Raw genomic sequence first — 24,454 nt, 5'->3', positions numbered from 1 at the left:
TTTCTAAGAAATTCCTATTCTTTTTTTACACCTTTTATTATAGCGCTGTTTCCTTAATATTTAATTAAAATCACTATTCTTTTACGCATTTTTTGTAAACATCACCAGGAAAAAGTCCCTATTTTTCTTTACGAAATGTCAACGCTTTCTACATACTTTCGCTATATCAGCATCATATTTTTTCGTTACGCTATTTCTATACCAACGCATAGGAGAGAAACGTGATGAAAAAATATTTAGCTGGTCTAAGCGCCGTCGCCTTGTTATGCTGTTCAATCGCCTCTTCTGCTTTTGCACGCACGGAAGAAAAACTTACGAACATTGCGCACCGAGGAGCTTCTGCTTACGCACCTGAAAATACAATGGCTGCTTTTCACCAAGCGCTAGAAATGAATGCAGATTACATTGAACTTGACGTGCAGCAAAGCAAAGACGGTGTACTCGTTATTATGCATGACCGTACCGTAGACCGAACGACAAACGGAAGCGGGCACGTTCGAGAATTAACGTACGCTGAGCTTCAGCGCTTGGACGCAGGAAGCTGGAAAGACGATTCTTTTACGAATGAAAAAATTCCAACTCTTTCACAAGTGTTAGATGAATTTCAAGGGAAAATCGGTATATTGATAGAGTTAAAAGCTCCGGAACTTTATCCTGGAATTGAAAGAAAAGTAGCTTTTGAAATCAACAAGCGACAGCTCGATCACATTATCATTCAGTCTTTTAACGTTTCATCCATGAAAAAAATGCATGAGCTTCTCCCAAATGTTCCTATAGGCATACTAACTTCTTCAGAACGAGATGCAAACCCAAACTCAATTCAGCAATTAGCCGCTTTTGCCACTTACTTTAACCCGTCCTATGACATCCTAACGCCTACTCTCATCCACCAAGTCCATTCTGCCGGAATGAAAATATCACCGTGGTCTGGAACCAAGCGGCTTCCGGCTTCATTTTTGTGGAAAACAAAAAGTGACGGAGTGATTACGAATTATCCGGATGAAGTGAATTGGGTGCAAACATCAACAAAAATAGGGAAAACCATTCACGCAAGCTCCGCGAGCCACACTGCTCGCTTAGTTGGTGTAAAAAAGTAATAGCAGCTTTCTTTAATAAAGAGCTCTTATAACCCTTCTCTTCTGTATAAATCTGACTTTCGATTATCTAAATAGTTCAAAATTTCCTTTGAACTTGCCGAAGACGATAGGTCTATGTCAACAATCGCAAGATCCTCATTATTAAGAGATTTAAACACACAGTGCCCATTAGGATTAATAACTTCACTTTCACCAAAATAGACATAGTCATCTTCTAATCCAACTTTATTAGCAGCTGCAATAAAAATATGATTTTCTAAAGCTCTTGACCTCAAATAAACGTGCTGATGATGCTCGTAAGGAATCATGTTCGCACAAAGAACAAAGACGACTTCGGCTCCTTTTAATGCTAGAATTCGCGCCACTTCAGGAAATTCCATATCATATGTAATCATTACTCCAAACTTTCCTTGAGGTGTATCAAAGACTGGTATACTATCTCCAGAAGTAAAATATGAATTTTCATGATCAAAAAGGTGAATTTTACGATAAGTTCCTACTATCTCACCTTTCTTATTAATAAATACAGCGGAATTATATATTTTAAAGTGGTGTCTTTCCGGAAAACCAAGAATAACTCCTATTTGTAATTCTTTAGCACATTTTTTAACTTTCGTGATTAATTCTCCTTCTACTGATTCAGCTAATTCCTCCACCTGTTCATTTAACAAAAAACCAGTCAAAAATAATTCAGGGAATAACACAAAATCCGCACCTTGATCTTTAGCCGCTTCCATCGTTCCAAAAACTCTCTTTAAATTTTTATTTTTATCATGCAAATTGCTTCTAAGCTGGGCTAATGCAATTTTTAATTGACGCATCCCTTCACCTCTTTAAAAACCTTCTTTTTTGTATACTTTTAATTTTTTTGAAATAGTAGACTGATCAACCTGCAGTACTTCTGCTACTTTGTAAGTACTTTTGTATTCACCGTAAGCTTTTAAAATTAATTCTTTTTCTACTTGTCTTTTAGCTTCTTTCAAAGACATTGGTGCTTTAGGAGAAAATGACCAACCGTTTTCACGTATATTTTTTTCTTCTAGCACTTCTTTTTCAGTCATATTTGTGACGACAATTCTTTCTATCGTGTTTTCCAATTCCCTTATGTTTCCTGGCCATTTATATTGGATAAGCTCTTGTTTTACTTCATCATTAATTTCTTTTCGAAGATGATATTTTGTATTATATTTAAAAAGAAAATGATCAATTAAGATATGTATGTCCTTTTCTCGCTCTCTAAGAGGTGGAATAGTGAGCGGTACGACATTAAGCCTATAGAACAAATCTTCACGAAATAATTTTTTCTCAACAAGCTCCTGTAAATTTTTATTTGTTGCAGCAATTACTCGTACATCTACTTTTTTTTCCTCTGTACTTCCTACTTTTCGCACCGCGTTTTCTTGCAAAACACCTAGCAGTTTTGCTTGTAGGTTTAAAGGAAATTCCGCAATTTCATCTAGAAAAATTGTTCCCTTATGAGCAGCTTCAAATAAGCCGACCTTTCCTCCTTTTTTTCCGCCTGTAAAAGTTCCTTCTTCATACCCAAATAGCTCTGATTCGATTAAACTCTCTGGAATAGCACCACAATTAACAGAAATAAAAGGCTGCGTTGAACGTGTACTAGTACTATGAATAAATTTAGCAATTTGACTTTTGCCTACTCCCGATTCACCTAGTAGAAGAACAGTGGAGCCTACATGAGCAATTGTTTCAATAATTTTACCAATTCGTTTCATAGCAGATGATTCCATAATCAACTCATCAGTTTTATGCTGTTCTTCATTGGAATAAGGGTTAAACATGCTTTGAGATATATTCGCTAATGTCACGATTTGATTTATGTAAGAGTTCGCTTGGACAAGGTGAAGAGTAAACAGAAAGGTTCTTCCCTCATAGGTGCTTAATAACTGAGTAGAGTCACTTGGAGCAGCAGTAAAGACCTTTTTCCACTGAACTTCTTCAAATAACATATTTTCTTGAAACAACGATAAGTGACTGGTTTGTTTATTATTGATAGATACGGTATCAATGCGTCCTTCATGATTTATGATGACTACTATTGATTCGCAGGTACCTATTGAAGAATTCCTCATTATCCATTTCCTCCTTTCGATTGTTTCTAATGAAAAATCGCATCATTGATGATAAAAATCATCATCTTAGCTTTCCAAATAACTATATAAGCAGAATATGACTTATTTTCTTTTTATCCCTATTAGTATAATGAAAAAATTCATCTTTTTAAAGATTAAAAATCAGAATTAACTGAAAAAATGCGTTGGCACACTTCTTGCTTGTATTTATAGTGAAAACGATTATGAGGAGGTACTTTACAGTGAATATTACAATTGCTCAGTTTTGTCCTGTACTAGGCAATAAAAAAGAAAACATTCGAAAAATAAATGACTGTATCAAGCAAGCTGTAAGCGAACACGCTGACCTTGTTGTCTTTCCGGAACTTTGTTTAACAGGTTATTTTATTTGGGATGATATTAAGGAGCTAGCTGAATCCGTGAGTGGTGAAAGCTTGCAGCTTTTCCAACAAAGCTGCAGGGATCACAGCATCCACGCCGTTATATCTTTTCCTGAAGTAACAGCTAACGGGCATTATCATATTACATCAGCTCTTATAGATGATACCGGAACTGTAATTGGTACGTATCAAAAAACACATCTTTTTGACAAGGAAGCAGAAATCTTCCGCCCAGGCAACACTTTACCTGTTTTCAAAACCAAATTCGGAAACATTGGATTAATGATCTGCTATGACCTTGAATTCCCTGAAGTGGCCCGAACTTTAAAAATAAAAGGAGCGGATTTACTCATCATCCCGCTTGCTAACATGAGCCCTTACGAAGATTATCAAATAACTTATTTAAAAAGCCGTGCTATGGAAAATGAGCTGCCGATTGCTCTATGCAATCGAATAGGCTCTGAAGAAGATACATTCTTTTTTGGACATAGCGCAGTCGTCAACAGTAAAGGAAAAGTTCTTCTAAAAATGGGTAGCAAGGAACAAATCTCAACAGTAGCTATTTCTTTAGAGGAATCAAAAGATCAGAAGCTTAATTACCTTATGCACAGAAGAGCGGATTTGTACAAATAGATAAGAAGATTAAAAACAATTTTTAAGGGAGGCGCAAAGATGGGAACAAAAAGAAACCAAGCAGTTCCAACTTTGAAGTTGTCACATATTGTTTTGTTTGGACTTGCTTATATGACACCAATGATTGTATTTGGTATTTATGGCTTGTTGGCTGAAACCACCCATGGATTAGTTTCCACTGCTTATATAGTGGCTTTAGCCGCTATGCTATTTACGGCTTATAGCTACGGTAAAATGACTAAAGCTTTTCCTATTGCAGGGTCTGCTTATACGTATACAAGAAAATCCATAAATCCATATGTCGGATTTATGATTGGATGGGCTGTTTTACTAGACTATCTGTTTCTTCCTATGGTTATTTGGCTGATAGGAGCTGTTTATTTACATACAGCTTTCCCTAACATTCCTCTTTGGACATTTGTACTAGCCTTTATATTTATTACAACTGTCATCAATATACTTGGCTTAAAAGCAGCGGCGAACGTTAATGCATTAATGATGATTTTCCAACTGCTCGTAGTTGGTATTTTCATTTCACTAAGCATTATATACCTTATAAAAGGTTCATCACCTTTTGCACTCTTTAGCTTTAACCCATTCTTGAACGAGCATTTTACATTTTCGTTTGTAGCCGCTGGGGCTTCCATTGCTTGCTATTCTTTTTTAGGGTTTGATGCTGTTACAACTCTATCTGAAGAAACCATTAATCCTGAAAAAACAATGCCAAAAGCTATCTTTCTTATTACATTAATTGGAGGCATCATTTTTATTGGAGCTTCTTATTTTTTACAACTTGTTCATCCTGACTATACATCTTTTCAAAATATTGATTCAGCAGCATTTGAAATTGCCGTACAAATCGGCGGCAATTTATTTAGCTCTATTTTTCTAGCTGGATTAATTATTGCTCAATTCGCATCTGGCTTATCTGCTCAAACAAGCGGAGCCCGTTTATTATTTGCAATGGGAAGAGACGGCGTACTTCCCGCTAAGATATTTGGGTATCTTCATCGAAAGTCGAAAACACCCCTATTGAATATTTTATTCATAGGAGGCATTTCACTACTGGCCGTTAAGCTTGATGTAAGTACATCTACTTCATTTATTAACTTTGGAGCATTTTTAACGTTTATTTTTGTAAATCTATCGGTCATTTTTCACTATTACTTCACGTTAAAAAATGAAAGAAAGAATCGTTTTCTTCTGTACTTTCTTATACCAGCTATTGGAGCGGCCCTTGATTTCTATCTCTTTATTAATTTAGATAAACACGCTTTAGTGCTAGGAAGCGTCTGGACTGCCATAGGACTTGTGTACTTAACTTTTCTTACAAAAGGATTTAAGCTTTCTCCTCCAGAAATGGATTTCGATGAAGAGGAAATAACGAAATCTTCCTCTCTTTCACATCAAAAAGCTGCTGAAAAGACATTGTAAATTTTTTAAAAAAGGGATGCTATTTACAGCATCCCTCTCTCATGTCAGTCTTGAATACTCGAACAGAACTATCCAACGCTTTTTTCCGTCTTCACAGCTTAAATAAACTTTCTCCATCTTTATTCATCCAATACTTTTCTATTTCCGGAACCAAAGCTGTAAAGTCTTCATACGTTCCTTTCCAATCCCTTGGAATATATTCTTCAAATGAAGCCGGCTCAGGAAACAGTGAGTAGAACGTCTTTTGATCAAAGTCCACCAAAAACGAAGGGCTAAAGTCTAATACATCTTCTTCATCTACGCTTTCTATTTTATCTTCAAACAACTTTAAAAGAGTTGACGAATCTGCTTTATACGACTCTATACGTTTTAAAAAAAGCTCAGCATTTTCACTGCTAAGAACTTCGATACCTTTTCGTTCAGGTTCAATGTATTCGTCAACGGCTGAATCACCTTCATTTTCAAAAGCTTGTGCAAACTTCACATAATCCAAATACCATAGCTCTCGATCGGTTACATACCATTGAAACTGCTTTTTATGTATCACTCCGACAATTACGTTTTCAGCATATGTGGGTTCTAGCACGAGGTGGACCTCCTTGCTTTTATTAGCTTTGTGACCTGTTATATACGATTTAATTAATCTGTAAGTACTCTCTTTTGTACTTTTTCATTCAGTCATTCAGCTTTTGTTTTAAATATTCAGCAATCTCAGTCTGCCCAAACTCTCTTGCATATTCATAAGCATTCATATTTTTGATATTTTCTCCCGTGTATCTAATAGACACATCTATTCCTTTTTGTACTAAATATTTAACTACTTCTTGATGCCCCCCATAAATCGCTCCAAACAGCGGATTTCTCTTCGCTAAGCTCACATCTAGTTCTGCTCCAGATTCTATTAAATACTTTACTATCTCTAAATTACCGGACCCAGCTGCTAGATTTAACGCAGAAGCATCAAATGTCCCGCCTTTCGCATTAACGTCAATTCCTTTTTCAACTAAATACCGGACGATTTGAAGGTTCTCCTTTTTAACCGCTACATGTAACCACGTACCAAATACAGTCACGGTATTCAAAGTCTCTATATCATCACCTATTAGTTTTTTCACTACGTTGATATTGCCAGTTTTAATGGCGTTTCTTATCAATTTCTTACTATGGTTTCGGTCCACTATGCAAACTCCTTCATTATCATCTACTCAAATAGGGTCATTCGGAAATTCACTATCGTACTTTGCAACTAATGCTATATCTTTTTCTTCACTTGCTTCTTCACCTAGATATTTACGTTTCCAAATTATCATTTGGTCACTAAAACTATACTTTGTATCGAACCAATTCGTATAATCATAGTGTATGTTCAACTTCCTGTTACTATCTACAGACATTGTAAATGAATACCAAAGCTCTTGATGATTATTTTCAAAACTGCTTCTTAATTGATTGCTCAATTCAAACAGTTTTCTTTTACATTTTTTAAATTCTTGTTGATCCATATGATACTCAAACGGGATTTTCAAGCTATACGTAAAACTTTGTGTATTCTGAGGTGTATTATAAAAAAAATAAGTACCTCCCCCAGTTTCTTATATTTGAGCATAAAAATAAAACTTTCCCCATTCTTCTGGTATCATTTTATTCACTGTTTCAGCTATTTCTTTATGTAATTGCTTCATTTCATTTTCCACTTTTAGCAACCTCCGATACATTTGACCTTAATGAAACGCCAACAAAAACGGTCTCATCTGCCACTCTTTTCATGACTTCAGTTCGCTCAAATTCTATACCTGCCATTCTTCCAGATTCAGCTGCTTGATATGTATATCTAACTTCCCTTATGTATTTCGGATTTAGACCTAACTCTTTTCTCTTGTTATAACGCGTTTATTACTCCCTAAGGTTAGTTACTAATTCATTATATTTTAAAAATATCAACCACATCTCCTGGAGATTTATTAATAAGGAGTTCAGGAATGTTTGGATTACTCTTCTTTAATTTATATTTTTGAATATTTGTTAATTCAGGATTGAAAGAAATATCCTGAGATGTAAACTCTAAGTTTATGAGTTTGTTGTAAACTTCCTCTAAAAATTTTTCCCAATTTTCCAAGGGAGAATTTAAAACCTCACCAGGATCTTCTAACATACGATACCCGTCTGCATAATGAAACATCAGTAAACCTGTTCCAAAATCACAAGCTGCATTTTCTAGAATAACTGTTGGCACTTCAAATCCTAACATGATAAAATGTCATCTCACCTAGACTCGTAATTCTTTTTCTACTCATTTCACACGTACTTTGTTTTTTTATTTATATATTCGTTATTGTGTTTCCTATACGATCTGCTTGTAAAATATAAAATAAGTAGTAAGTCTACTTCATTAGAACGAACCTTATACCTCTACTGGCCCCATAAAACCAGTAATAATAAGAATATGTTCCTTCAATTTGACCTTTTTTAAGTTCTCTACTTTTTCTGCTCCACCTAACCCTAATAGAGGTGTATAACCAAAACACTCATCATACTCTAACTCATTGTATTGTTTAAGCGCTTCGGGATAAGGCTGCCAAGATAAATCTTCATCCCTGAATTCTAAATTAGCAATATTTTGAAAGAAAAATTCAAATGTAAACATAATGATCTTTACTATGCCATACCTGTAATTAAGTAATCCAACATATCCATCCGCCCAAATAATCAAGTCTCCCATACTTGTAGCAAACAATACGATTGAATCCTTAAATCTTGGACAACTCTCCTCTAAAATGTCTTTAAATTCCTCTGGATTTACGCTTTTAAAATATCCTTGCATAAATGTACCAAATCCATAATTACCCCAAAAATTTATTACTTCATTTGGTACTAATTCTTTATACTTTTCAATAATTTCACTCGGAACTTTACTATGTAACTTAAAATCTTTTAAATATTGCTCCATTTAAACTCCTCCTCTAATGTGTTAACTTTATATTCAAATACGTATTTTTTAGTTGTTCTGGTGTCATGTTGTTTGCCATTCCCTCGATTTGTTTATCAACAATTTTGATTCTAGACCTCCATTGACTACCTATAGAGAAATTAACCCTCTTATCTCCCATTCCTCCTATTATTTCAGGCCTTCCTCCCGCAACCTGATCTGGATTATGAAGTGCCGCTTGGGTTTTCAGCCATTTTTTCGCCTCTTCCTCTGCTTCATCAAATGATTTTCCTTTATCCATAAATTCGGTAATTTTGTCAGATAAAGCTTCTTCTCTAGCTGTTTGTTGAGCAACATTTCCCTCTATTGCCCTGCCTTTATCAATAAATCGCTCTCGATTTTCCTGGTATTCATGTACGGTTAATTCATTCATACCTTTTTCTTGATCCTTTAACTGTCTTGCAAATTCTTCTGAATCGAATTTAGTTTTGTATTTACATTTCACTTCAATTTCTTTTGTTCTAGGTATATTATCTAAATGCTTGACTTCACCCGTACCCTTTTGAATTTGACGTTCATTCACACGCTCTGCTTTTACAGGCTTTTCAATCATCTGCATCGTCTGCTGCTTCACATTCTGCAAGGTCTCCCTCACCGTCTGCTGGGCAAGCGCTGGACCTGCCGGCACAAGATCTGGCATGAGTCGTGGCATACTGCTGTCTAGGATGTTGTTATACGTTTTATGTAGCGACTGTGTCCAAGAGGCCGGTGCATTTTTGACGCTTTGGTAGGCTTGCTTTGTGACGTTGGCAACGGCGCTTGTGCGAAGCGTGTTGCGCATGTTGTTGAGCTTTTCGGTTCCTTTGGTCGCAAGGCTTTGTCCCATTTTCCCCGCTACCTTCGTAGAAAGCGCCCCAGCTCCAGCAATTCCTAATGCTTGCAGAAGACTTGCTTTACGCTGCTCTTCACTGATTTTATTCCCGAACATGTCGCGTCCGGTCATGTATTCTCCTAGTCCGTTTGCAACTCTTCCTTATTCCTTATCAAGGCGGTTGCTATAGTGAGTTGAGATTTGAAGAGTTTTACATCAGTGAGAAAGGCTTAAATTAAAAGTCTTAGTTGTTCTATAATATAAAAACACACTGATTTTCATAAAATACAGTGTGTTTACTTATAACTTTAATAATTATTTAAATGGGATTACTGGGATACTCTTTTAAATATTGATCTATTAAATTCTTAGTTTTTTCATCTGTTGGTACTTCATCTAAATATTTGTACTTCCAAATCTTTTTCTGTGCTACAAATCCGTAATCTGTATTCAACCAATCTGTATAATCAGTCGTTATATACAAAAAAACTTCAAAAGAATATCAAATATGATGATCTATTGATTCAAACCAAAATGAATTCTACTAAACTCACACATCCATACGAAATTAAAGCTTATTATTTTTCACTTCTTCATACCATTCATTAGCAATATAATTAGATGTTTTACTATCATCATTTGTGTAAACCAACTCGTAATTATATTCAGCTTTAAAATGACCACTCTTCACATCATAAATTAATTTCATCTCTGTCGGCACGTCTCGCTTATATTCTTCACACAACGCTTCGATTTTTTCAATGTCTTCATTTAAAATATCTAATACCATAAATCCTCTTTGCGGGGATGCATCATACCTTTCCTCTCCATCCTCCAATGCATCGTTCACTTGATGAGATTTTACGTACTGATTGTTGATGAGATAAAAGAACTTACTTGAAATAATATTTCCTTCACACGAAGCATACACATAAACTTTGTCTGCTCTGTCCTCAACATATTCCATACAGATGGAAATCATATCTGCCTGCAATTCACTAAATAAATCTTCAAATTCTTTCATCGCATTTTTTACTCCTTAGGTTCATTTTTAATCGTTTTAGAAACGAGGTCACCATCAATAGTATACCTCACTACAAATTTATCTGGGCGCATATCGTTTTCCGCATAAATAACTTCAACATCAACTGTTACTTTTTGGGGAGGGTTTTTCTTCAAAGCTGTGGCCCATTCCTCTTCAATTTTCTTATATTCAATTAAATTTACATCAGACAACTGCGAAACCAAATTATCGATTTTAGGTGAACCACCAAACCTATCTGCTGCCAAATGTCCTGCGTGGTCTTGGCCTTTTATTTTACCTGGTGTGTTTTTACTATGTGATAACCTCTCGGTTCTTGTTGTTAACTGTAAATTTTCTGTTTCGAATTTTACAATTCTACCCATGCTATCTGTTTCGTAAAAGTAGTCATGCTCCCCCGTTTTATACCTAACGTCGGGCTTTAACCTATTTCTTCTCCCATTTGTAAAATGTTCTCCTGATGCAATTAACCTTTTAGATCCACTAGACCTAGGAATACGTTGGCTTGTAGCCTTTGAGATTTGAGGCTCACTCACACGCTCTACTTTTACAGGCTTATCAACTCTCCGAACCGTCTCTACCTTAACCGAATCACCCAGCTTCTCCACATCACGCTTGGACATAAACCTTCCATCAGCTCTGCGATAGCGATTATGAACAGGATCGTAGGTCACCTTACCAATCATCTGCATCGTCTGTTTCTTCGCGTTCTGCAAGGTCTCTCTCACGGTCTGCTGGGCAAGTGCTGGACCTGCAGGTGCTAGCTCTGGCCCCAGTCTTGGCATACTGCTGTCTAGGATGTTGTTATACGTTTTATGTAGCGACTGTGTCCAAGAGGCCGGTGCATTTTTGACGCTTTGGTAGGCTTGCTTTGTGACGTTGGCAACGGCGCTTGTGCGAAGCGTGTTGCGCATGTTGTTGAGCTTTTCGATTCCTTTGGTCGCAAGGCTTTGTCCCATTTTCCCCGCTACCTTCGTAGAAAGCGCCCCAGCTCCAGCAATTCCTAAGGCTTGCAGAAGACTTGCTTTACGCTGCTCTTCACTGATTTTATTCCCCAACATGTCGCGTCCGGTCATATATTCTCCTAGCCCGTTTGCAGCCACAAGACCGTAGAGCCCTTTTTCGGTTTGCTCCAGGACTTTGAAGGATTTGGCGGATTTGTAGGCGTCTAAGGCGTGATCCGCTGCGCTTAGGCCTTTAGCCGTTTTGTAGATTGCTTTTCCGCCTTTTGCGGCTCTTCCTACCCAGCCGACGACCGGAATGAAGCCGGCTGCTGCCATGGCTCCCGCTGCGACGCGCTGTGAGGTGGAAAGTTTTTCACCTGTAACAGGGTCCACGCCTTCTGCTGCTCGTTTATAATCATAATATCCGCTGACCTCTCCTGTAAAGGTAGAAACCGCGTCCCACGTTTTTTCATACCACGGCTTGTTTGCTTCTTCTTCTTGCTTTTTTTCCAGCTCGTATACTTCTTCTTGCTGCTTGTTGTAGTCAACATACGAAGTTGCATAGTCGTTTAGCTTTGTTTGAACTTTATACAGCTCGCTGTCGTGATAAGCTTTTTCGTCAAAGGCGAGCTGATAGACGCTTCCTCCTTGACTCGTAGCAAGCTCTAAGCCGCTTACTAGCGTATCCACTACCGTATAGAAATCGTCCATTTCGCTGTATTCTTTTGACCATTCAGCGTCAAGCTGGTTCACTGCTTCAATTGTATCGGTGCGTTTTTTCTCTGCTTCTTCTATTTTATCGTTAAACTCACTCGTTGAAAACGCTGAAATAGAGACGATGTCGTCAATGCCGTTTAAAATACTCTGCAGATCGTCGTGCTGCTGAGCAACCATTTGTTTAGCATTGCTGTTGGCGTTTTTTAGCTCTGTTTCTAAAAATGATTCAGTTACAATCGTGCTTCCTGTTAGCTTTGCTTTTTCAGCTTTAACGTGAAGCGTTGCAAAATAGCTTTGCTGCATTTTAATTAAGTTTTCCCACTGTCCGGCCGTATCGGCGTGCTGCTTGTAAAAAGATTTTATATTGTCAGCGCCTTTTCCTTCTAAGCTGCCTTCTAAGTCCGCTACGCCCTGCAGCGCTTTTTTCAGTTCACCCAGCTGGCTGAGTAACTCATCGTAGGCTTGTTCCCTGTCTTTTGCTACATCAAACAGCGCTTTTGCATCGTATACCTTTCCCACAGTCATCCCCCTTTGCTGCTACGAATGGATAATAGATTCGTCTTGTTCTTTTAGTAAGTCTACATTAGATTTTGTATCTTTTACGTTTTTGTTTAGTGCTTTTATATAAGTAGAAATAAGCGTTTGAATTTCTTCTTCGCGCGCTTCCCATTTCTCTGTAGTATCAAGGCTGTTTTTTCCAAGGTCAGGCATTTTGCTAATGGATAAATTTCCAATCGCTGTGCTGACTGCTTCAAGCTTTTTGATAACGTCAGCGTGATCAAGCTTAATTGTCATGAAAACAGCCCCCTTCTAATTTCACTAATCTTGTTTTCTACTGCGTCATAGGCTTCTTCACCTTTAGCTAATAAAGAATCCGCTTCTCCAATAACGGCGTTCAAGCCGCTCAAAGCTCCTTTTTCAGCTTCTAGCGCCCATATCTTTGTTTCAATTTCACGAATGTATCCATCGTAATCACCGTCTAAAATGCCTTTTATGTTGTCGTAGGCTGCCGTACGTTTTTCGTCAAAATCATCCGATAACGTACCCGTCCATTTGTCTCCCAGCTCAGGCTTTTTGATGTGTTCAATTTCTTTTAATGAAACAGCTTGTTCATGCTCAATTTTACTTTTAGCTGTTCTTAGCTTAGAGATTTTCCCTTCTACATCTGAGACTCTTCCAGATACTTCACCCAGCAGTCCGTCTAATACGCTTCCTAACCCCATATCGTTCCTCCTGTTCCGCACAATTCGAGTTTAATCCAATAATTATAAGTATAAAATTTGTCTCATTATAGCTAAATAGGAAAAAACTCTCTTTTTTATGCTTCTAGTTTCATGAATTGAGATAAAAATGGAAAATCAGAGAAAAAAGACTCATGTCTAAATACGTCATCCAACCATATACCGTTATCTAAAATAAAGAATAAGTAGAATAAAACCATTCCTTTGTACCCATATCCGTTTTTTCCTACAAATTAAAGCTTTTTGCGTAAAAAGACCAGCTTCACTTCGTTTTTTTACACAGCAAAAAACCTCTGCACATCCTGCAGAGGTTTTGTTTTATACTTGAACCGGCGTTGGTTCTTCAGCTGTTTGTTCGTGCTGTATAAGTCCGTAGTTTTCCCACGCCCGGCTTTTCCAGCGGAAAAACATAATAACTGCGCGCGTCCATTCATCGGCTGCGATGGCAAGCCAAATGCCAGCGAGCCCCATGTCTAAATGGAAAACGAAGAAATAACCGAGCGGCAAGCTCATCATGACCATTGACATCGCACCAATTAACACCGGATATTTGGCATCTCCCGCTGCCCGCAGCGAGTTAATCAGCACAATGTTCATCGTTCTTCCCGTTTCAAGCACAATGCTCAGAAGCAGCACCGTCGCCCCAAGCTCAATGATATGTGGATTGTCTGTGAACACGCTGATCAGCTGTGTTCTGAATGTCATCACAAGAACAACCATCATCATCGTTACGGCACTGGCCCATTTGACGCTTTTCCATACGCGATGGTACGCTTCATCTTTTTCGTTTCCGCCTACTAAACGGCCGACAATAATCGCTGTACCCATTCCAATTGCAATGGCAAATAAGTAAATGAACATTGAAATATTCATCGCGTACTGTCTCGCAGCAAGTGATTCTGCTCCTAAGTAGGTTGCATAGTATAAAAAGACAATTTGACAGCCTTGATACATAACCTGTTCAAAAGCCGACGGAATACCGATTTTTAAAATTTTACCGATATATTCTTTTGAAAGCGTAATGTAGTACTGAAATTTCACTCTGTATTCCATCACTTGATACAGAAGCCAAAAGAATACAATCAGCGCCACGAATCGGCTAAACGCAGATGAAATGGCAGCTCCTTGCACGCCCATTTCCGGAAAGCCGAACTTCCCGAAAATTAAAGCATAGTTTCCTGCAATATGAAAAATGTTCATTCCAAGTGAAACAAACATCGCCTGCTTCGTAAAGCCGTGTACGCGAATAATCGCTGCAAGCGAGTTAATAATCGCTTGAAGAAAAATAGCTCCTCCGACGATGGATAAATAGCTTTGTGCATACATCAGCACGTCACCTTGTAAGTTCATAGCTTCCATCATATGTCTTGAAAACAAAAGAAAACCCGCGCTAATGACTAGCCCGACTCCTAAATTTAACGTAACGGCCAAAGCAGAAATCTTTGACGCTTCCATATACCGTTTTGATCCTAAATACTGAGAGACAACAATTGCCGCCCCGTTGCCAATGACCTCTAACACCAAAATCGCAATGTGAAGGTATTGATTGGCTGCTCCGACTCCTGATACGGCATCGTCCGACAGCGCACTTAGCATAAAGGTATCAGCAATCCCCATTAACATAAAAAGAAACACTTCTAAAAAGATCGGCCACGTTAAGAAAAACAAATTCAGCTTTTCTTTTGGCCCTTTTTTTGTTTCGACCGCGGTCATCCCATCACCTTCTTTACCGATATCCAATTTCAAACAAGAAGTATCTTACCACACATTTCCTTTGTATACATCCCCTTTTTAGCACATTTTTTATTTTATTTGTTTAGGCATAAAAAAAGCCGCTCCCTTGAAGGAAGCAGCTTTTTTTCCGTTGTTAAATTGAAATTTTCACTTCCGCATTCATACCTGGAAGAACTTTATCTGATGCATCATCAATTGAAATTTTCACCGGTACTTTTTGCGTTACTTTTGTGTAGTTTCCTGTATTTTGAGCAGGAAGCATAGAAGACACTGAGTTTGTTGCGCGGCCGATTGCTTCAACATGACCTTTAAAGACTTTACCTGAATCTCCGTCCACTGTAATGTCGACGCTGTCTCCTTCTTCAATATCACCTAGGTCTGTTTCTTTAATGTTTGCATTGATATAGATTTTAGATAAATCAGCTGTTTGTGCTAATACATCGCCAGCTTTTACTAATTGATTTTGAGAAGCGTTGTTTTTAATGATTGTTCCGTCAATCATAGACGTTACGTCTGTTGATTTGTCGCCTTCTTTTAAGCTTCCAACAGAGTCACCTTGAGAAACGCTATCTCCTTCTTTTACATTCCATTCGCTTAACTGACCGTTAGCTGAAGCCATAACTTGTGAAAGCGGTGCTTCTACCTGCGCTTCATCGGTTTTAACATAATTTGCTTTTTCGTAGAAATAATATCCACCAAAACCTACTAGTAATAAAATCACAATGATTCCAACAATGTTAGTAACCAATAAACGACTTTTACTCATCGGAATTCCTTCTTTCTATAGTTAGTATATTATACAGATGTTTCTTCTGTTTGAGGCGCCGGCAGCATTTTTCTTTCTTCTTGCGGCTCAGCTTTTTCTTGCACCTCTTCTTTTTGAACAAGAATTCTATTTTGACCGCTCCACGCTTTACTTAGTGAAGCAATGAGCATGATTACGCCTAAAATACCAAGCATGAAAAATAAGTTGTGATACGCATGTAAAATCGACGCTTTTTTAGCGCTTGCTACAACAGCCGTCACAGCCGATGTTTTTGCGTCCCCTTGGCTCATTCCCATACCCATATAGCGTTTGATCATTTCAGACAGCTGCAGCTTCACCTGAGGATCTACTGAGCTAATTTGACCTCGAAAATCTTCATAATAAATCGCGTTTTGTCGAACAACAAACCATCCTATTACAGGTGCTATAATGGCTCCTAGTAAATTTCGAATGGAGTGCAGTGAAATCGAACGCATCGAAGCTTGATGTAAATCTCCGGCTAATGCCGCTCCTAGCGCACCGGATACCAGTGCCATACTAACACCCATACCAAAGAGCATAATGTGAACATACAAGCTCACTAGTGATGTATCGGCTGATACGTTCACCCAGCTAAATCCTACAATGACAATGAGAAGTGATCCAATCGCTCCAAGGTAACCTGGACCAAACTTGTCATACAAGAATGTCGTCGCAAATGCTGAAATCAGTACCCCAACAAAAAAGTATAAATAAAAATAAGAAAGCGTGGTGTACGATGCATTTTGCACATTTTGCATGACGCCATTAATACCTGCGATTGCTAGAATATATGCCATATGACCGCCAATTGCCATAATTGTACCTGCAACTGGTTTTACGGCTAGCAGCGATTTTAATGGTACTAACGGATTTTCAGCCGCTAAATCAACTAAAACAAAAATGACAACTAACCCTGCTGCAGCCAATAAGAATGGCCACACTTGAATAGAAGCGAATCCTTCATATCTTAGTTCATACAGTGGATACACTAATAAAATCATAATAAGACTAAGAATAAAGATACTTTTCTTATCCACTGGTCGATCTTCTTGCTGAGTTGGATCATGAGCAGGCAATACCTTATACCCAATAAACAGACAGACAAGAGAAGCTATTATTCCTAAAACAAAAACCCAGCGCCAATTATCCACGCTAAGAGATACAGCACCTAAAAAGGCTCCAATCGCCGTTGAACCGAACAGTCCGCCGATCGCTAACACTAAAAAGAAGTTTCGGATTTTATTCGGAAACGAGATCAGCGCAGCTGGAATAATGGTTAAAAACAGCATTCCTGAACTTAAGCCTTGAATCAGACGACCAAGGGATAAAAACGCAACGTTTTCGGAAAAAACGTTGATAATCGAACCTGCTAAAAAGACTAAAACGAACGTTAAGTATGCTTTACGCACGCCATACTTTTTCGTTAGCATCGGACCAATAGGTACTCCGAGTCCAAATGCCAAGTTAGAAATAATAGATGGCAATAGTAAGCTTTGTGTACTCGCATCAAATCGATTTTGAATCAATACTTGATTGACCGTGTAAGATAAATTCAAAAAATACTGAGGGCCAATTGAAAATAGCGTTAAAATCGCCATAATTAAGTATTTAGGTACGCTTAAACCTTGTTTGTCGGAGGCTACTGCTGGATTATTCTGACTCATATTTATTCCTCCTTTTATTAAATTCTTTTCATATGACTAACAATTCCTTACATATTTTATTGTACAAGTTGTATCATGCAAGTTATAGCAGCACTACATATTATACATCTTTTAATGAAGAAATCAACTTCTTTGTTTCAACTTAAAAAGACTATTTTTCAATAGCCTTTTTGTTCATCTATATGTATTCGCTTTAACATCCATTACTGCGCCATTTTTTAAAATCGTGATTCAAGCGGGATAAGCTTTTTTCCAGTGCTAAAATCTCTTCTTCCGACCAGTCTTCCAATACTTCAGCATAGGCTTGTTTCCGCTTGTTTTGTACATGCTGCAAAATATCTTTTCCTGAATCCGTCATTTCAATTAAACTAATCCGCCCATTTTCTGGACTCGGAAAGCGGCGAACAAACTGTTTGGTTTCAAGCGCAGATACTTGCCGGCTAGCTGTAGATAAGCTCAGCTTTAAATTTTCAGCTAATGCATTAATCCCGAGCGGACTGCGCTGATCTAGCTCGCTTAACAGTAAATATTCAGAACGGTCCAAGCTTCCAAGCTTAGGACTGTGCGTCGTTGTTAGACGAACAAGCAGCGCAATTTCGTGCTCAATGGTTTGCAGCGAGTCTCGCTTCACCTCTGTCTCCCCCTTTATCTCATAGAACATTCTGTACTTTTCGCTATGTTTACTATACCGCAACCGTTCGCGTGAACCAACCTTTTTTCCGTTTTTCTTCTATTATATAGAAAGAAATCATAGATGAGGTACATTTAATTCTAGCATCACAGGACAGTGGTCGCTTCCCATTACATGCGGATGAATAGCAGCTCCTTGAATAACGTCTCTAATTCTCTCTGATACGATAAAATAATCAATGCGCCACCCGATATTTCGTTCTCGCACTTTATTCATATACGACCACCACGTATAGGCTCCTTCTTGATTCGGGTATAAATAGCGGAATGTATCAAGAAATCCGCTAGCAAGAAGCGTCGTCATTTTCCCTCGCTCTTCTATGGTAAAACCAGAATTGCCTCGGTTTGGCTTTGGATTGCGCAAGTCAATTTCTGCGTGGGCTACATTTAAGTCTCCGCACAAAATCACCGCTTTACGGCTATTTAATTTTTTCAAGTACACGAGCAGATCATCTTCCCATTGCAGCCTTTCTTCAAGCCTCGCTAAATCTCTTTTAGAATTTGGCGTATACACATTTACTACATAGCATTGTTCAAACTCGAGCGTAATGATACGTCCTTCTTCTTCCGATTCTTTACCCACACCGTATGAAACGGATAAAGGCTTCTGCTTTGTAAAAACAGCCGTTCCAGAATAGCCTTTTTTCACGGCGTAATTCCAGTACTGATAATATCCTTCTAGCTGCAAATCAATTTGTCCTTCCTGCAGCTTCGTCTCTTGAATACAAAATACATCCGCATCCACTTCTTGAAAATAATCTAAAAAACCTTTTCGCACACACGCGCGAATACCGTTTACGTTCCAGGAAATCAACTTCATAAACTGTCCACGTTCTCCTCACTTGATTTATGTATCAGTGTTTAGTGTAGACAATTTTTTGCATAAGTTCAAATAATTTAAAGGGTACCCTTCTTTTTAAGGTATTCCTGATATTTCTTCTTATTTTATTTTCTGTACCTCAAACACTAGATACAAGAGGTGAAACATAATGTCAACAAACTACACGTATGAAAATAACGAAGAAGTTTCTACTGTTTCTAAAAAAGAAGAGCACCCTACTAAAGAATGCGAAACACAGAATCAAACGGCGCTTACTAAAGAAGATTTTTCTTTAAATGATTCTGCCATTAAGCACTTCAGCAGGTAATCCATAAAAATAAGAACCCGTTAACTGGTAGCAAGACTTGCTGTCTCAAGCTCTTGCTATTCATTTCTTAAAAATAAGGTGATCATATGCTAAAAACCAATCAAATGATAGAAGCTATCAAAGAATATTCCATCCCTTTTGCTAATATTGATGACTTACTGCCGCTTATTAACACAGCAAGCCGCGCTCAATACGTACTTCTCGGCGAAGCATCTCACGGCACATCTGAATTTTACGAAATTCGAGCAGCTATTACGAAAGAATTAATTCAGCATCATGATTTTTCTTTTATAGCAGTGGAAGGAGACTGGCCTTCGTGTTTTGAAGTTAATCGCTATATTAAAGGATATACAACTCAGTACGCCAATGCCGAAGATGTCTTAAAAACTTTTAGCCGCTGGCCTTCATGGATGTGGGCCAATCAAGAAATAAAAGAATTGATTGAATGGCTTCGTGATTATAACAACAACTTGCCAGCACATCAGCCAAAAGTAGGTTTTTACGGTTTAGATGTATACAGCCTGTGGGAATCGATGGAAGCTATTATTGAGTACTTAGAAAACAACCACGCTTCTGATGCAAAGAAAGCGAAAAAAGCCTTTGAATGCTTTGAACCTTTTCATCGCGAAGCACAGATGTACGGAATTTCTTCTGCCTTTTACGGAAAAAACTGCATGGTAGAAATCTTAGAGCTTTTACAAACCATTCAGCAAAAGAAAGATACCTATACTCATGAGCCTGAAGCTGCGCTTAGTATGCAGGTAAATGCGCTGGTAGCAAGCAATGCTGAAGCTTATTATCATACGATGATTACCAATGACAATGAATCGTGGAATATTCGCGATCGTCATATGGTAGAAGCTTTAAAATATATTCAATCTTACTACAAAGATAGCGCGAAAGGAATTGTATGGGAGCATAACACTCACATCGGAGATGCAAGAGCAACGGACATGAAAAGCAGCGGCATGGTGAATGTAGGTCAGCTTACCCGTGAAGAATACGGACCGAAGCATGTTTACGCCGTCGGATTCGGAACTCATCACGGCACGGTCATTGCTTCTGATAGCTGGGGTAATCCTCAGCAGGAGTTAACCGTTCCTCCAGCTATGGAAGGAAGCTGGGAAGATACCATTCACCGAGCAGGTGCTTTTGATCAATATCTCATGTTCACAGAGGAAAACCGAAAATTTTTTCATTCAACGATAGGCCACCGCGCCATTGGTGTTGTATATGACCCAGAGGTTGAACAATACGGAAATTATGTTCCTTCTCGCTTGTCAAAACGATATGATGCTTTTATTTATGTAGAAAAAACACACGCCTTATCGCCACTCATCTTTTAATTAAATAAGCGGACTTCCAACGAAGTCCGCTTATTTTTATTGCAAAAAGCTACGAATCGTATCTGCCACAAGTGCATGATCTTCTTCTTGCGACATACCTGATACGGTAATGGTTCCAATTACGCCGACGTTCTTAACCGAAATCGGAAATGACCCTCCTACTGCTTCGAATTCCTGAGGGTTCGCTGCGTAAAACTGCGCGTAAGAACGATCTTTTAACTCGCAGTACAGCTTCATATAATACGAGCTGTGATGGTGACGAAGAACGGTGTTTGATTTTCGTTTAATCCATTCTTCATGATCGGGAATAGCCCCTTCCATCGCATGTTGAAAGAGAGTTTGACCATTTCGTTTAATACTTACGGTTACTGCCTTACCCTTGCTTTTTGCTTCATTAATAATGGCCATTCCGAGCTGTAGAGCCTGGTCATTTGTAAATTGATGAAAGATCAGTTCTTTTTCCTGTTGAACTACTTTTTCAAGCAGCGTCTCTGCCGAATGATTACTCACTGTTTCTCGCTCCTTAGTTAAAATAAACCGCTCGTTTTTCTTTGCTGCTTTCAAATACCGCTTCAATGACTTTAACCACGTCACGAGCTTCTTCTGCTGAAACCGGAAGTTTTTCTCCTCGAAGCAGGCTGTCGGCGATTTTTTGATAATACATTACGTAAGAACCGTGCAGCGTTTCAATTTCTTCCGTTTCTCCTTCGCCAGTTGTCAGCTTACCGTAGTATTCAGGGCTGTCGGCTCCCCACGTATCACCCACTGGCTTCTTGCCGGCCCTTAGCATATCTTCCTGGCCGTCAATGCCATATTTAATAAAGCTTGCTTTTGTTCCGTGAACTTGAAAACGAGGCCCGTTGCTTGGCACAATGGCGCTTGAATGCAAAATGACGCGAAGAGAACCGTATCCAAGCACTACGTGGAAGTAATCATCCGTACGTGCATGATCTCGCTGACCAAACACATCAGCTTGAACAAATTCAGGCATTCCAAAAAGATGTAAGGCTTGGTCAATTAAATGAGAGCCTAAATCGTAAAGCGCTCCTGACCCAGGTCCTTCATTTTCTCTCCAGCGGTCTCGAACAGCCGGACGATAGCGGTCAAAATGAGCTTCATACATTTTAACGTCGCCTAATTTTCCTTCTTCAATCAGCTGTTTCACCGTCAAATAATCATTATCCCATCTGCGGTTATGATAGACGCTTAGTTGAACATCTTGTTCTTTTGCTAATTGAATTAATTCATTTGCTTCTTTTTCCGATACGACCATCGGCTTTTCAACAATTACATGCTTGCCTGCGCGAAGTGCGTCTTTCACCATTTCATAGTGCATGCCGCTAGGCGTTGTAATAATAACTAAATCAATGCTGTCATCTTCTAGAAGTTCAGACAGATTGCTTACTACTTCAACACCCTCTAGGTCACTCTTCACCTTTTCAGGATTTGAACTCATGACTTTTGAAATATGAAATTCGTCTAACACGCTTAAAAGAGGCGTGTGAAAGACCGTTGCTGAAAATCCGTATCCTACTAATCCTACTTTTATTTTTTTCATCGTTTTTCCTCTCCTTTATCAAAATCTGTGACGATAAGCCGCACTTGATTTTGTTCTATTTTTTCTTTTACATCCGCTTCTGGCTCTTTATTTGTAATCAAGATATCAATGTCGCTCATATCACATACTCGGTGTAAAAATTCACGTTCAAACTTCGTATGATCCGCAAGCATAATCACTTGTCTTGCACATTGAATCATCTGTCTTTTTAAAAACGCTTCTTCTTCACTTGGAGATGTAATACTCTCTGCCCCAACGCCGCATGTCCCTAAAAACAGCTGATCTACTTTATATTCCTGCAACGTAGAAATCGTTCTTGGCCCGGTGACGTTACGGTTTTTCCCGTTAAACTTGCCCGGCAGCAAAAACGTATCACACGTCGTATATTGATCGAGCAAATCCACATTATCAATGGAATTCGTAATAACAGTTGCATGCTTTACATCCATATACTTCGCCATCAGTGCGATGGTAGAAGACGTATCTAAAAGTACATCATAGCCCGCCGAAATTAACGAAGCTGCTTCTTTAGCAATTTGTTCTTTCGCTTTGGTAGGCGTTCGTTCACTATAATCAACGATGTGACTTGACGATAGCGTCGCCCCGCCTTTGACTCTCATAACCTCACCGTGTTCTTCAAGCTTGACTAAATCACGCCTCGCCGTATCTTTTGAAACGGTAAACATATCGCAAATTTCGTCTAACATAATCGTACGGTTTGTATGAAGGTATTCAACAATCGCACTCATGCGCTGCTCTTGATACATCCGAATACCCTCCTTTTTTACTTTGATATGAGCTAATTGTAGCGCAAATAAAAGCTAAAAGCCAGAAAAAACTTAAAAATATTAAGTTTTTTAATTTTTTAACTTAAAATATAAAAGTACACAAACGCTTTTTGGAAATAACTATCTTATTTTGGATAATACTTCTTTTATATCTGATACCCTTTCATGCTTTTGACTAATCTCTTCTAAACAATTCAGACTTCTAGCAAACGTATATGAAAAAAAAGCGAGAATCGTAAAGATTCCCGCTTTGTTGTTACATCTTATGCTCAAGCGCCTTGAAGTTTTCTTGAAATTGCTCCAAGCGAACAAGTCCTTCTTCACGCAGACGTTTGTTTTCTTCTTCGATTGCTTTTGTTTCCTGCATTCCTTTCATAATAATATTCCACGTTTGCTCCATCGTTTCTACTTTTACGCTAGGAACACCGGACATTTTGGCAATTTTAACGCTTTGCTGTGAAATGTTTTCTGCATTTCGAATGAGCAGTTCATTTGTGCGTTTGTCTAATTCGTTCATTGACTCGGCTACTAAATTTTGGCGTTTTGCTGCAATTGCGTTAATAAGTCCATTTTTAAAAATAGGAATCGTTGTAATAAACGCAGAATTGATTTTTCCGATCAGCTTTGTATTTCCTCGCTGCAGCATACGGATTTGAGGAGCAGATTGATAAGATACTTGTTTTGCCATTTCTAAGTCATATAATCGCTGCTCCATTAGCTCAACTGCGTTTTTTAAGGTTTGAAGCTCCATTGCCGCCAGCTGATTTCCACTCGACGCTCGTTCTTCAAGCACCTTTAACTCTTGTTTTAATTCTTCTACTTTTACTTCGCCCGCTACAATATATTTTTCAAGCTCCATATAGTACTGATAGTTTTGCTCGTAAAGCTGTTCAAGCGTTGTGGTCGAATGCTTCATTTCCGTTTCATATTTTGTAATCTCTACATATACTTTATCAATTTCAGAGCCCATCGTTTCATATTTTTGAAACAGCTTATCCACTATTTTTTGACCGCGTTTAAAAAGCTTAGAGAAAAACCCTTTATCTTCAACAAAATCCTTTGCGCCAAATTTATCCATAATCTTTCCAAGCTGCTTTAATAATTGGCTTGACTCTTCCATGCTGGACGATTTAATTGTACTAAGCACTTTTCCAGAAAACGAGGAAATTTCATTGGCCGTTTCTTTCCCATATTCAAGCAGAGCCAGCTGATTTTTATAATCAATTTGTTCTGCTAAGCGACGTACTTCCGGTTCTTCTCGCAGTTTTGCTTTTACTTCATTAGGCTTTGTTTCTAAAGCTTCTTCCGCTTCGTTTAGATCTAAAGGCTGTAATTCATTTGTTGCCATTTAAAAACCCTTC

General features: G+C 38.3%; 25 protein-coding genes and 2 pseudogenes. 5 read left to right on the top strand and 22 right to left on the bottom strand.

Features of this window, described 5'->3' with window-relative positions; genetic code table 11:
* Window positions 1-224 precede the first annotated feature (224 nt).
* Window positions 225-1,097, top strand: coding sequence for a glycerophosphodiester phosphodiesterase (locus AC4NPH_RS01520; RefSeq protein ID WP_098196574.1), 873 nt, complete (start codon window positions 225-227; stop codon window positions 1,095-1,097).
* 26 nt (window positions 1,098-1,123) lie between these two features.
* Here AC4NPH_RS01520 and AC4NPH_RS01515 read toward each other — a convergent pair whose 3' ends face one another.
* Window positions 1,124-1,918: a carbon-nitrogen hydrolase family protein gene (locus AC4NPH_RS01515; RefSeq protein WP_057236064.1), complete on the bottom strand. Its 795-nt coding sequence runs from the start codon at window positions 1,916-1,918 to the stop codon at window positions 1,124-1,126.
* A 12-nt stretch (window positions 1,919-1,930) separates the two neighbouring features.
* Window positions 1,931-3,190, bottom strand: coding sequence for a sigma-54 interaction domain-containing protein (locus AC4NPH_RS01510; protein WP_098598642.1), 1,260 nt, complete (start codon window positions 3,188-3,190; stop codon window positions 1,931-1,933).
* Window positions 3,191-3,432: 242 nt separating this feature from the next.
* Here AC4NPH_RS01510 and AC4NPH_RS01505 point away from each other — a divergent pair, with 242 nt between their 5' ends.
* Complete coding sequence (locus AC4NPH_RS01505; RefSeq protein WP_491938541.1) at window positions 3,433-4,203, top strand: carbon-nitrogen hydrolase family protein; 771 nt, start codon at window positions 3,433-3,435, stop codon at window positions 4,201-4,203.
* A 39-nt stretch (window positions 4,204-4,242) separates the two neighbouring features.
* Window positions 4,243-5,637 (top strand): APC family permease, encoded by a 1,395-nt coding sequence (locus AC4NPH_RS01500; protein WP_055992829.1) that lies wholly within the window; start codon window positions 4,243-4,245, stop codon window positions 5,635-5,637.
* 91 nt (window positions 5,638-5,728) lie between these two features.
* Here the strand turns inward: AC4NPH_RS01500 and AC4NPH_RS01495 are convergent, their stop codons facing one another.
* From AC4NPH_RS01495 to AC4NPH_RS01420, 16 genes and pseudogenes are all read right to left on the bottom strand, one after another.
* Window positions 5,729-6,223, bottom strand: coding sequence for a hypothetical protein (locus AC4NPH_RS01495; RefSeq protein ID WP_098598641.1), 495 nt, complete (start codon window positions 6,221-6,223; stop codon window positions 5,729-5,731).
* Window positions 6,224-6,311: 88 nt separating this feature from the next.
* Window positions 6,312-6,815: an ankyrin repeat domain-containing protein gene (locus tag AC4NPH_RS01490; protein ID WP_013057373.1), complete on the bottom strand. Its 504-nt coding sequence runs from the start codon at window positions 6,813-6,815 to the stop codon at window positions 6,312-6,314.
* Between the two features lie 27 nt (window positions 6,816-6,842).
* Window positions 6,843-7,331, bottom strand: a pseudogene (locus tag AC4NPH_RS01485) (immunity protein YezG family protein).
* Between the two features lie 227 nt (window positions 7,332-7,558).
* A pseudogene (locus AC4NPH_RS01480) lies at window positions 7,559-7,879 on the bottom strand (DUF4274 domain-containing protein); the annotation flags it as partial.
* Between the two features lie 159 nt (window positions 7,880-8,038).
* Window positions 8,039-8,584 (bottom strand): T6SS immunity protein Tdi1 domain-containing protein, encoded by a 546-nt coding sequence (locus AC4NPH_RS01475; RefSeq protein ID WP_013057377.1) that lies wholly within the window; start codon window positions 8,582-8,584, stop codon window positions 8,039-8,041.
* A gap of 13 nt (window positions 8,585-8,597) precedes the next feature.
* Window positions 8,598-9,068: a polymorphic toxin type 15 domain-containing protein gene (locus tag AC4NPH_RS01470; protein ID WP_041816698.1), complete on the bottom strand. Its 471-nt coding sequence runs from the start codon at window positions 9,066-9,068 to the stop codon at window positions 8,598-8,600.
* A 685-nt stretch (window positions 9,069-9,753) separates the two neighbouring features.
* Window positions 9,754-9,918 (bottom strand): immunity protein YezG family protein, encoded by a 165-nt coding sequence (locus AC4NPH_RS01465; protein WP_080518339.1) that lies wholly within the window; start codon window positions 9,916-9,918, stop codon window positions 9,754-9,756.
* Between the two features lie 84 nt (window positions 9,919-10,002).
* A complete protein-coding gene (locus tag AC4NPH_RS01460; protein WP_013057379.1) occupies window positions 10,003-10,458 on the bottom strand; it encodes an immunity protein YezG family protein in 456 nt (151 codons plus the stop codon).
* Window positions 10,459-10,466: 8 nt separating this feature from the next.
* The gene (locus tag AC4NPH_RS01455) at window positions 10,467-12,656 is read right to left on the bottom strand and encodes a T7SS effector LXG polymorphic toxin (RefSeq protein ID WP_491938540.1); all 2,190 of its coding nucleotides are present in this window, start codon (window positions 12,654-12,656) and stop codon (window positions 10,467-10,469) included.
* 18 nt (window positions 12,657-12,674) lie between these two features.
* Window positions 12,675-12,932: a YwqI/YxiC family protein gene (locus AC4NPH_RS01450; RefSeq protein ID WP_013083474.1), complete on the bottom strand. Its 258-nt coding sequence runs from the start codon at window positions 12,930-12,932 to the stop codon at window positions 12,675-12,677.
* Entirely contained in the window at window positions 12,929-13,360 is a 432-nt protein-coding gene (locus AC4NPH_RS01445) for a YwqH-like family protein (RefSeq protein ID WP_013057382.1), read from the bottom strand. Before AC4NPH_RS01445 ends, AC4NPH_RS01450 begins: the two co-directional genes overlap by 4 nt.
* A gap of 336 nt (window positions 13,361-13,696) precedes the next feature.
* Window positions 13,697-15,091: an MATE family efflux transporter gene (locus tag AC4NPH_RS01440; protein WP_014459767.1), complete on the bottom strand. Its 1,395-nt coding sequence runs from the start codon at window positions 15,089-15,091 to the stop codon at window positions 13,697-13,699.
* Window positions 15,092-15,245: 154 nt separating this feature from the next.
* A complete protein-coding gene (locus AC4NPH_RS01435; RefSeq protein ID WP_013057385.1) occupies window positions 15,246-15,878 on the bottom strand; it encodes an HlyD family secretion protein in 633 nt (210 codons plus the stop codon).
* Between the two features lie 29 nt (window positions 15,879-15,907).
* A complete protein-coding gene (locus tag AC4NPH_RS01430) occupies window positions 15,908-17,563 on the bottom strand; it encodes an MFS transporter (protein ID WP_013057386.1) in 1,656 nt (551 codons plus the stop codon).
* Window positions 17,564-17,756: 193 nt separating this feature from the next.
* Complete coding sequence (locus tag AC4NPH_RS01425) at window positions 17,757-18,194, bottom strand: MarR family winged helix-turn-helix transcriptional regulator (RefSeq protein WP_057236015.1); 438 nt, start codon at window positions 18,192-18,194, stop codon at window positions 17,757-17,759.
* A 117-nt stretch (window positions 18,195-18,311) separates the two neighbouring features.
* The gene (locus AC4NPH_RS01420; RefSeq protein WP_057273324.1) at window positions 18,312-19,073 is read right to left on the bottom strand and encodes an exodeoxyribonuclease III; all 762 of its coding nucleotides are present in this window, start codon (window positions 19,071-19,073) and stop codon (window positions 18,312-18,314) included.
* Window positions 19,074-19,242: 169 nt separating this feature from the next.
* On the opposite strand from AC4NPH_RS01420, the gene AC4NPH_RS01415 reads away from it, so the two are divergent.
* Together AC4NPH_RS01415 and AC4NPH_RS01410 are read left to right on the top strand one after the other, a co-directional pair.
* Complete coding sequence (locus tag AC4NPH_RS01415; RefSeq protein WP_014459762.1) at window positions 19,243-19,401, top strand: hypothetical protein; 159 nt, start codon at window positions 19,243-19,245, stop codon at window positions 19,399-19,401.
* Window positions 19,402-19,487: 86 nt separating this feature from the next.
* The gene (locus AC4NPH_RS01410; protein ID WP_057273325.1) at window positions 19,488-20,747 is read left to right on the top strand and encodes an erythromycin esterase family protein; all 1,260 of its coding nucleotides are present in this window, start codon (window positions 19,488-19,490) and stop codon (window positions 20,745-20,747) included.
* Window positions 20,748-20,783: 36 nt separating this feature from the next.
* Here the strand turns inward: AC4NPH_RS01410 and AC4NPH_RS01405 are convergent, their stop codons facing one another.
* From AC4NPH_RS01405 to AC4NPH_RS01390, 4 genes are all read right to left on the bottom strand, one after another.
* On the bottom strand, window positions 20,784-21,257 hold the full coding sequence (locus tag AC4NPH_RS01405) for a heme-degrading domain-containing protein (RefSeq protein WP_055992841.1): 474 nt from the start codon (window positions 21,255-21,257) through the stop codon (window positions 20,784-20,786).
* A 13-nt stretch (window positions 21,258-21,270) separates the two neighbouring features.
* Window positions 21,271-22,305, bottom strand: coding sequence for an oxidoreductase (locus tag AC4NPH_RS01400; RefSeq protein WP_491938539.1), 1,035 nt, complete (start codon window positions 22,303-22,305; stop codon window positions 21,271-21,273).
* On the bottom strand, window positions 22,302-23,072 hold the full coding sequence (locus tag AC4NPH_RS01395) for a DeoR/GlpR family DNA-binding transcription regulator (RefSeq protein WP_013057392.1): 771 nt from the start codon (window positions 23,070-23,072) through the stop codon (window positions 22,302-22,304). Before AC4NPH_RS01395 ends, AC4NPH_RS01400 begins: the two co-directional genes overlap by 4 nt.
* A 277-nt stretch (window positions 23,073-23,349) precedes the next feature.
* Window positions 23,350-24,441 (bottom strand): toxic anion resistance protein, encoded by a 1,092-nt coding sequence (locus AC4NPH_RS01390; RefSeq protein ID WP_491938538.1) that lies wholly within the window; start codon window positions 24,439-24,441, stop codon window positions 23,350-23,352.
* Window positions 24,442-24,454: the final 13 nt, after the last annotated feature.

It is taken from the genome of Priestia sp. MDV22-iso46 (assembly GCF_058629175.1).
Note: the sequence above shows the minus strand (reverse complement) of the source record. Positions and strands in the feature narration are given on the sequence as shown.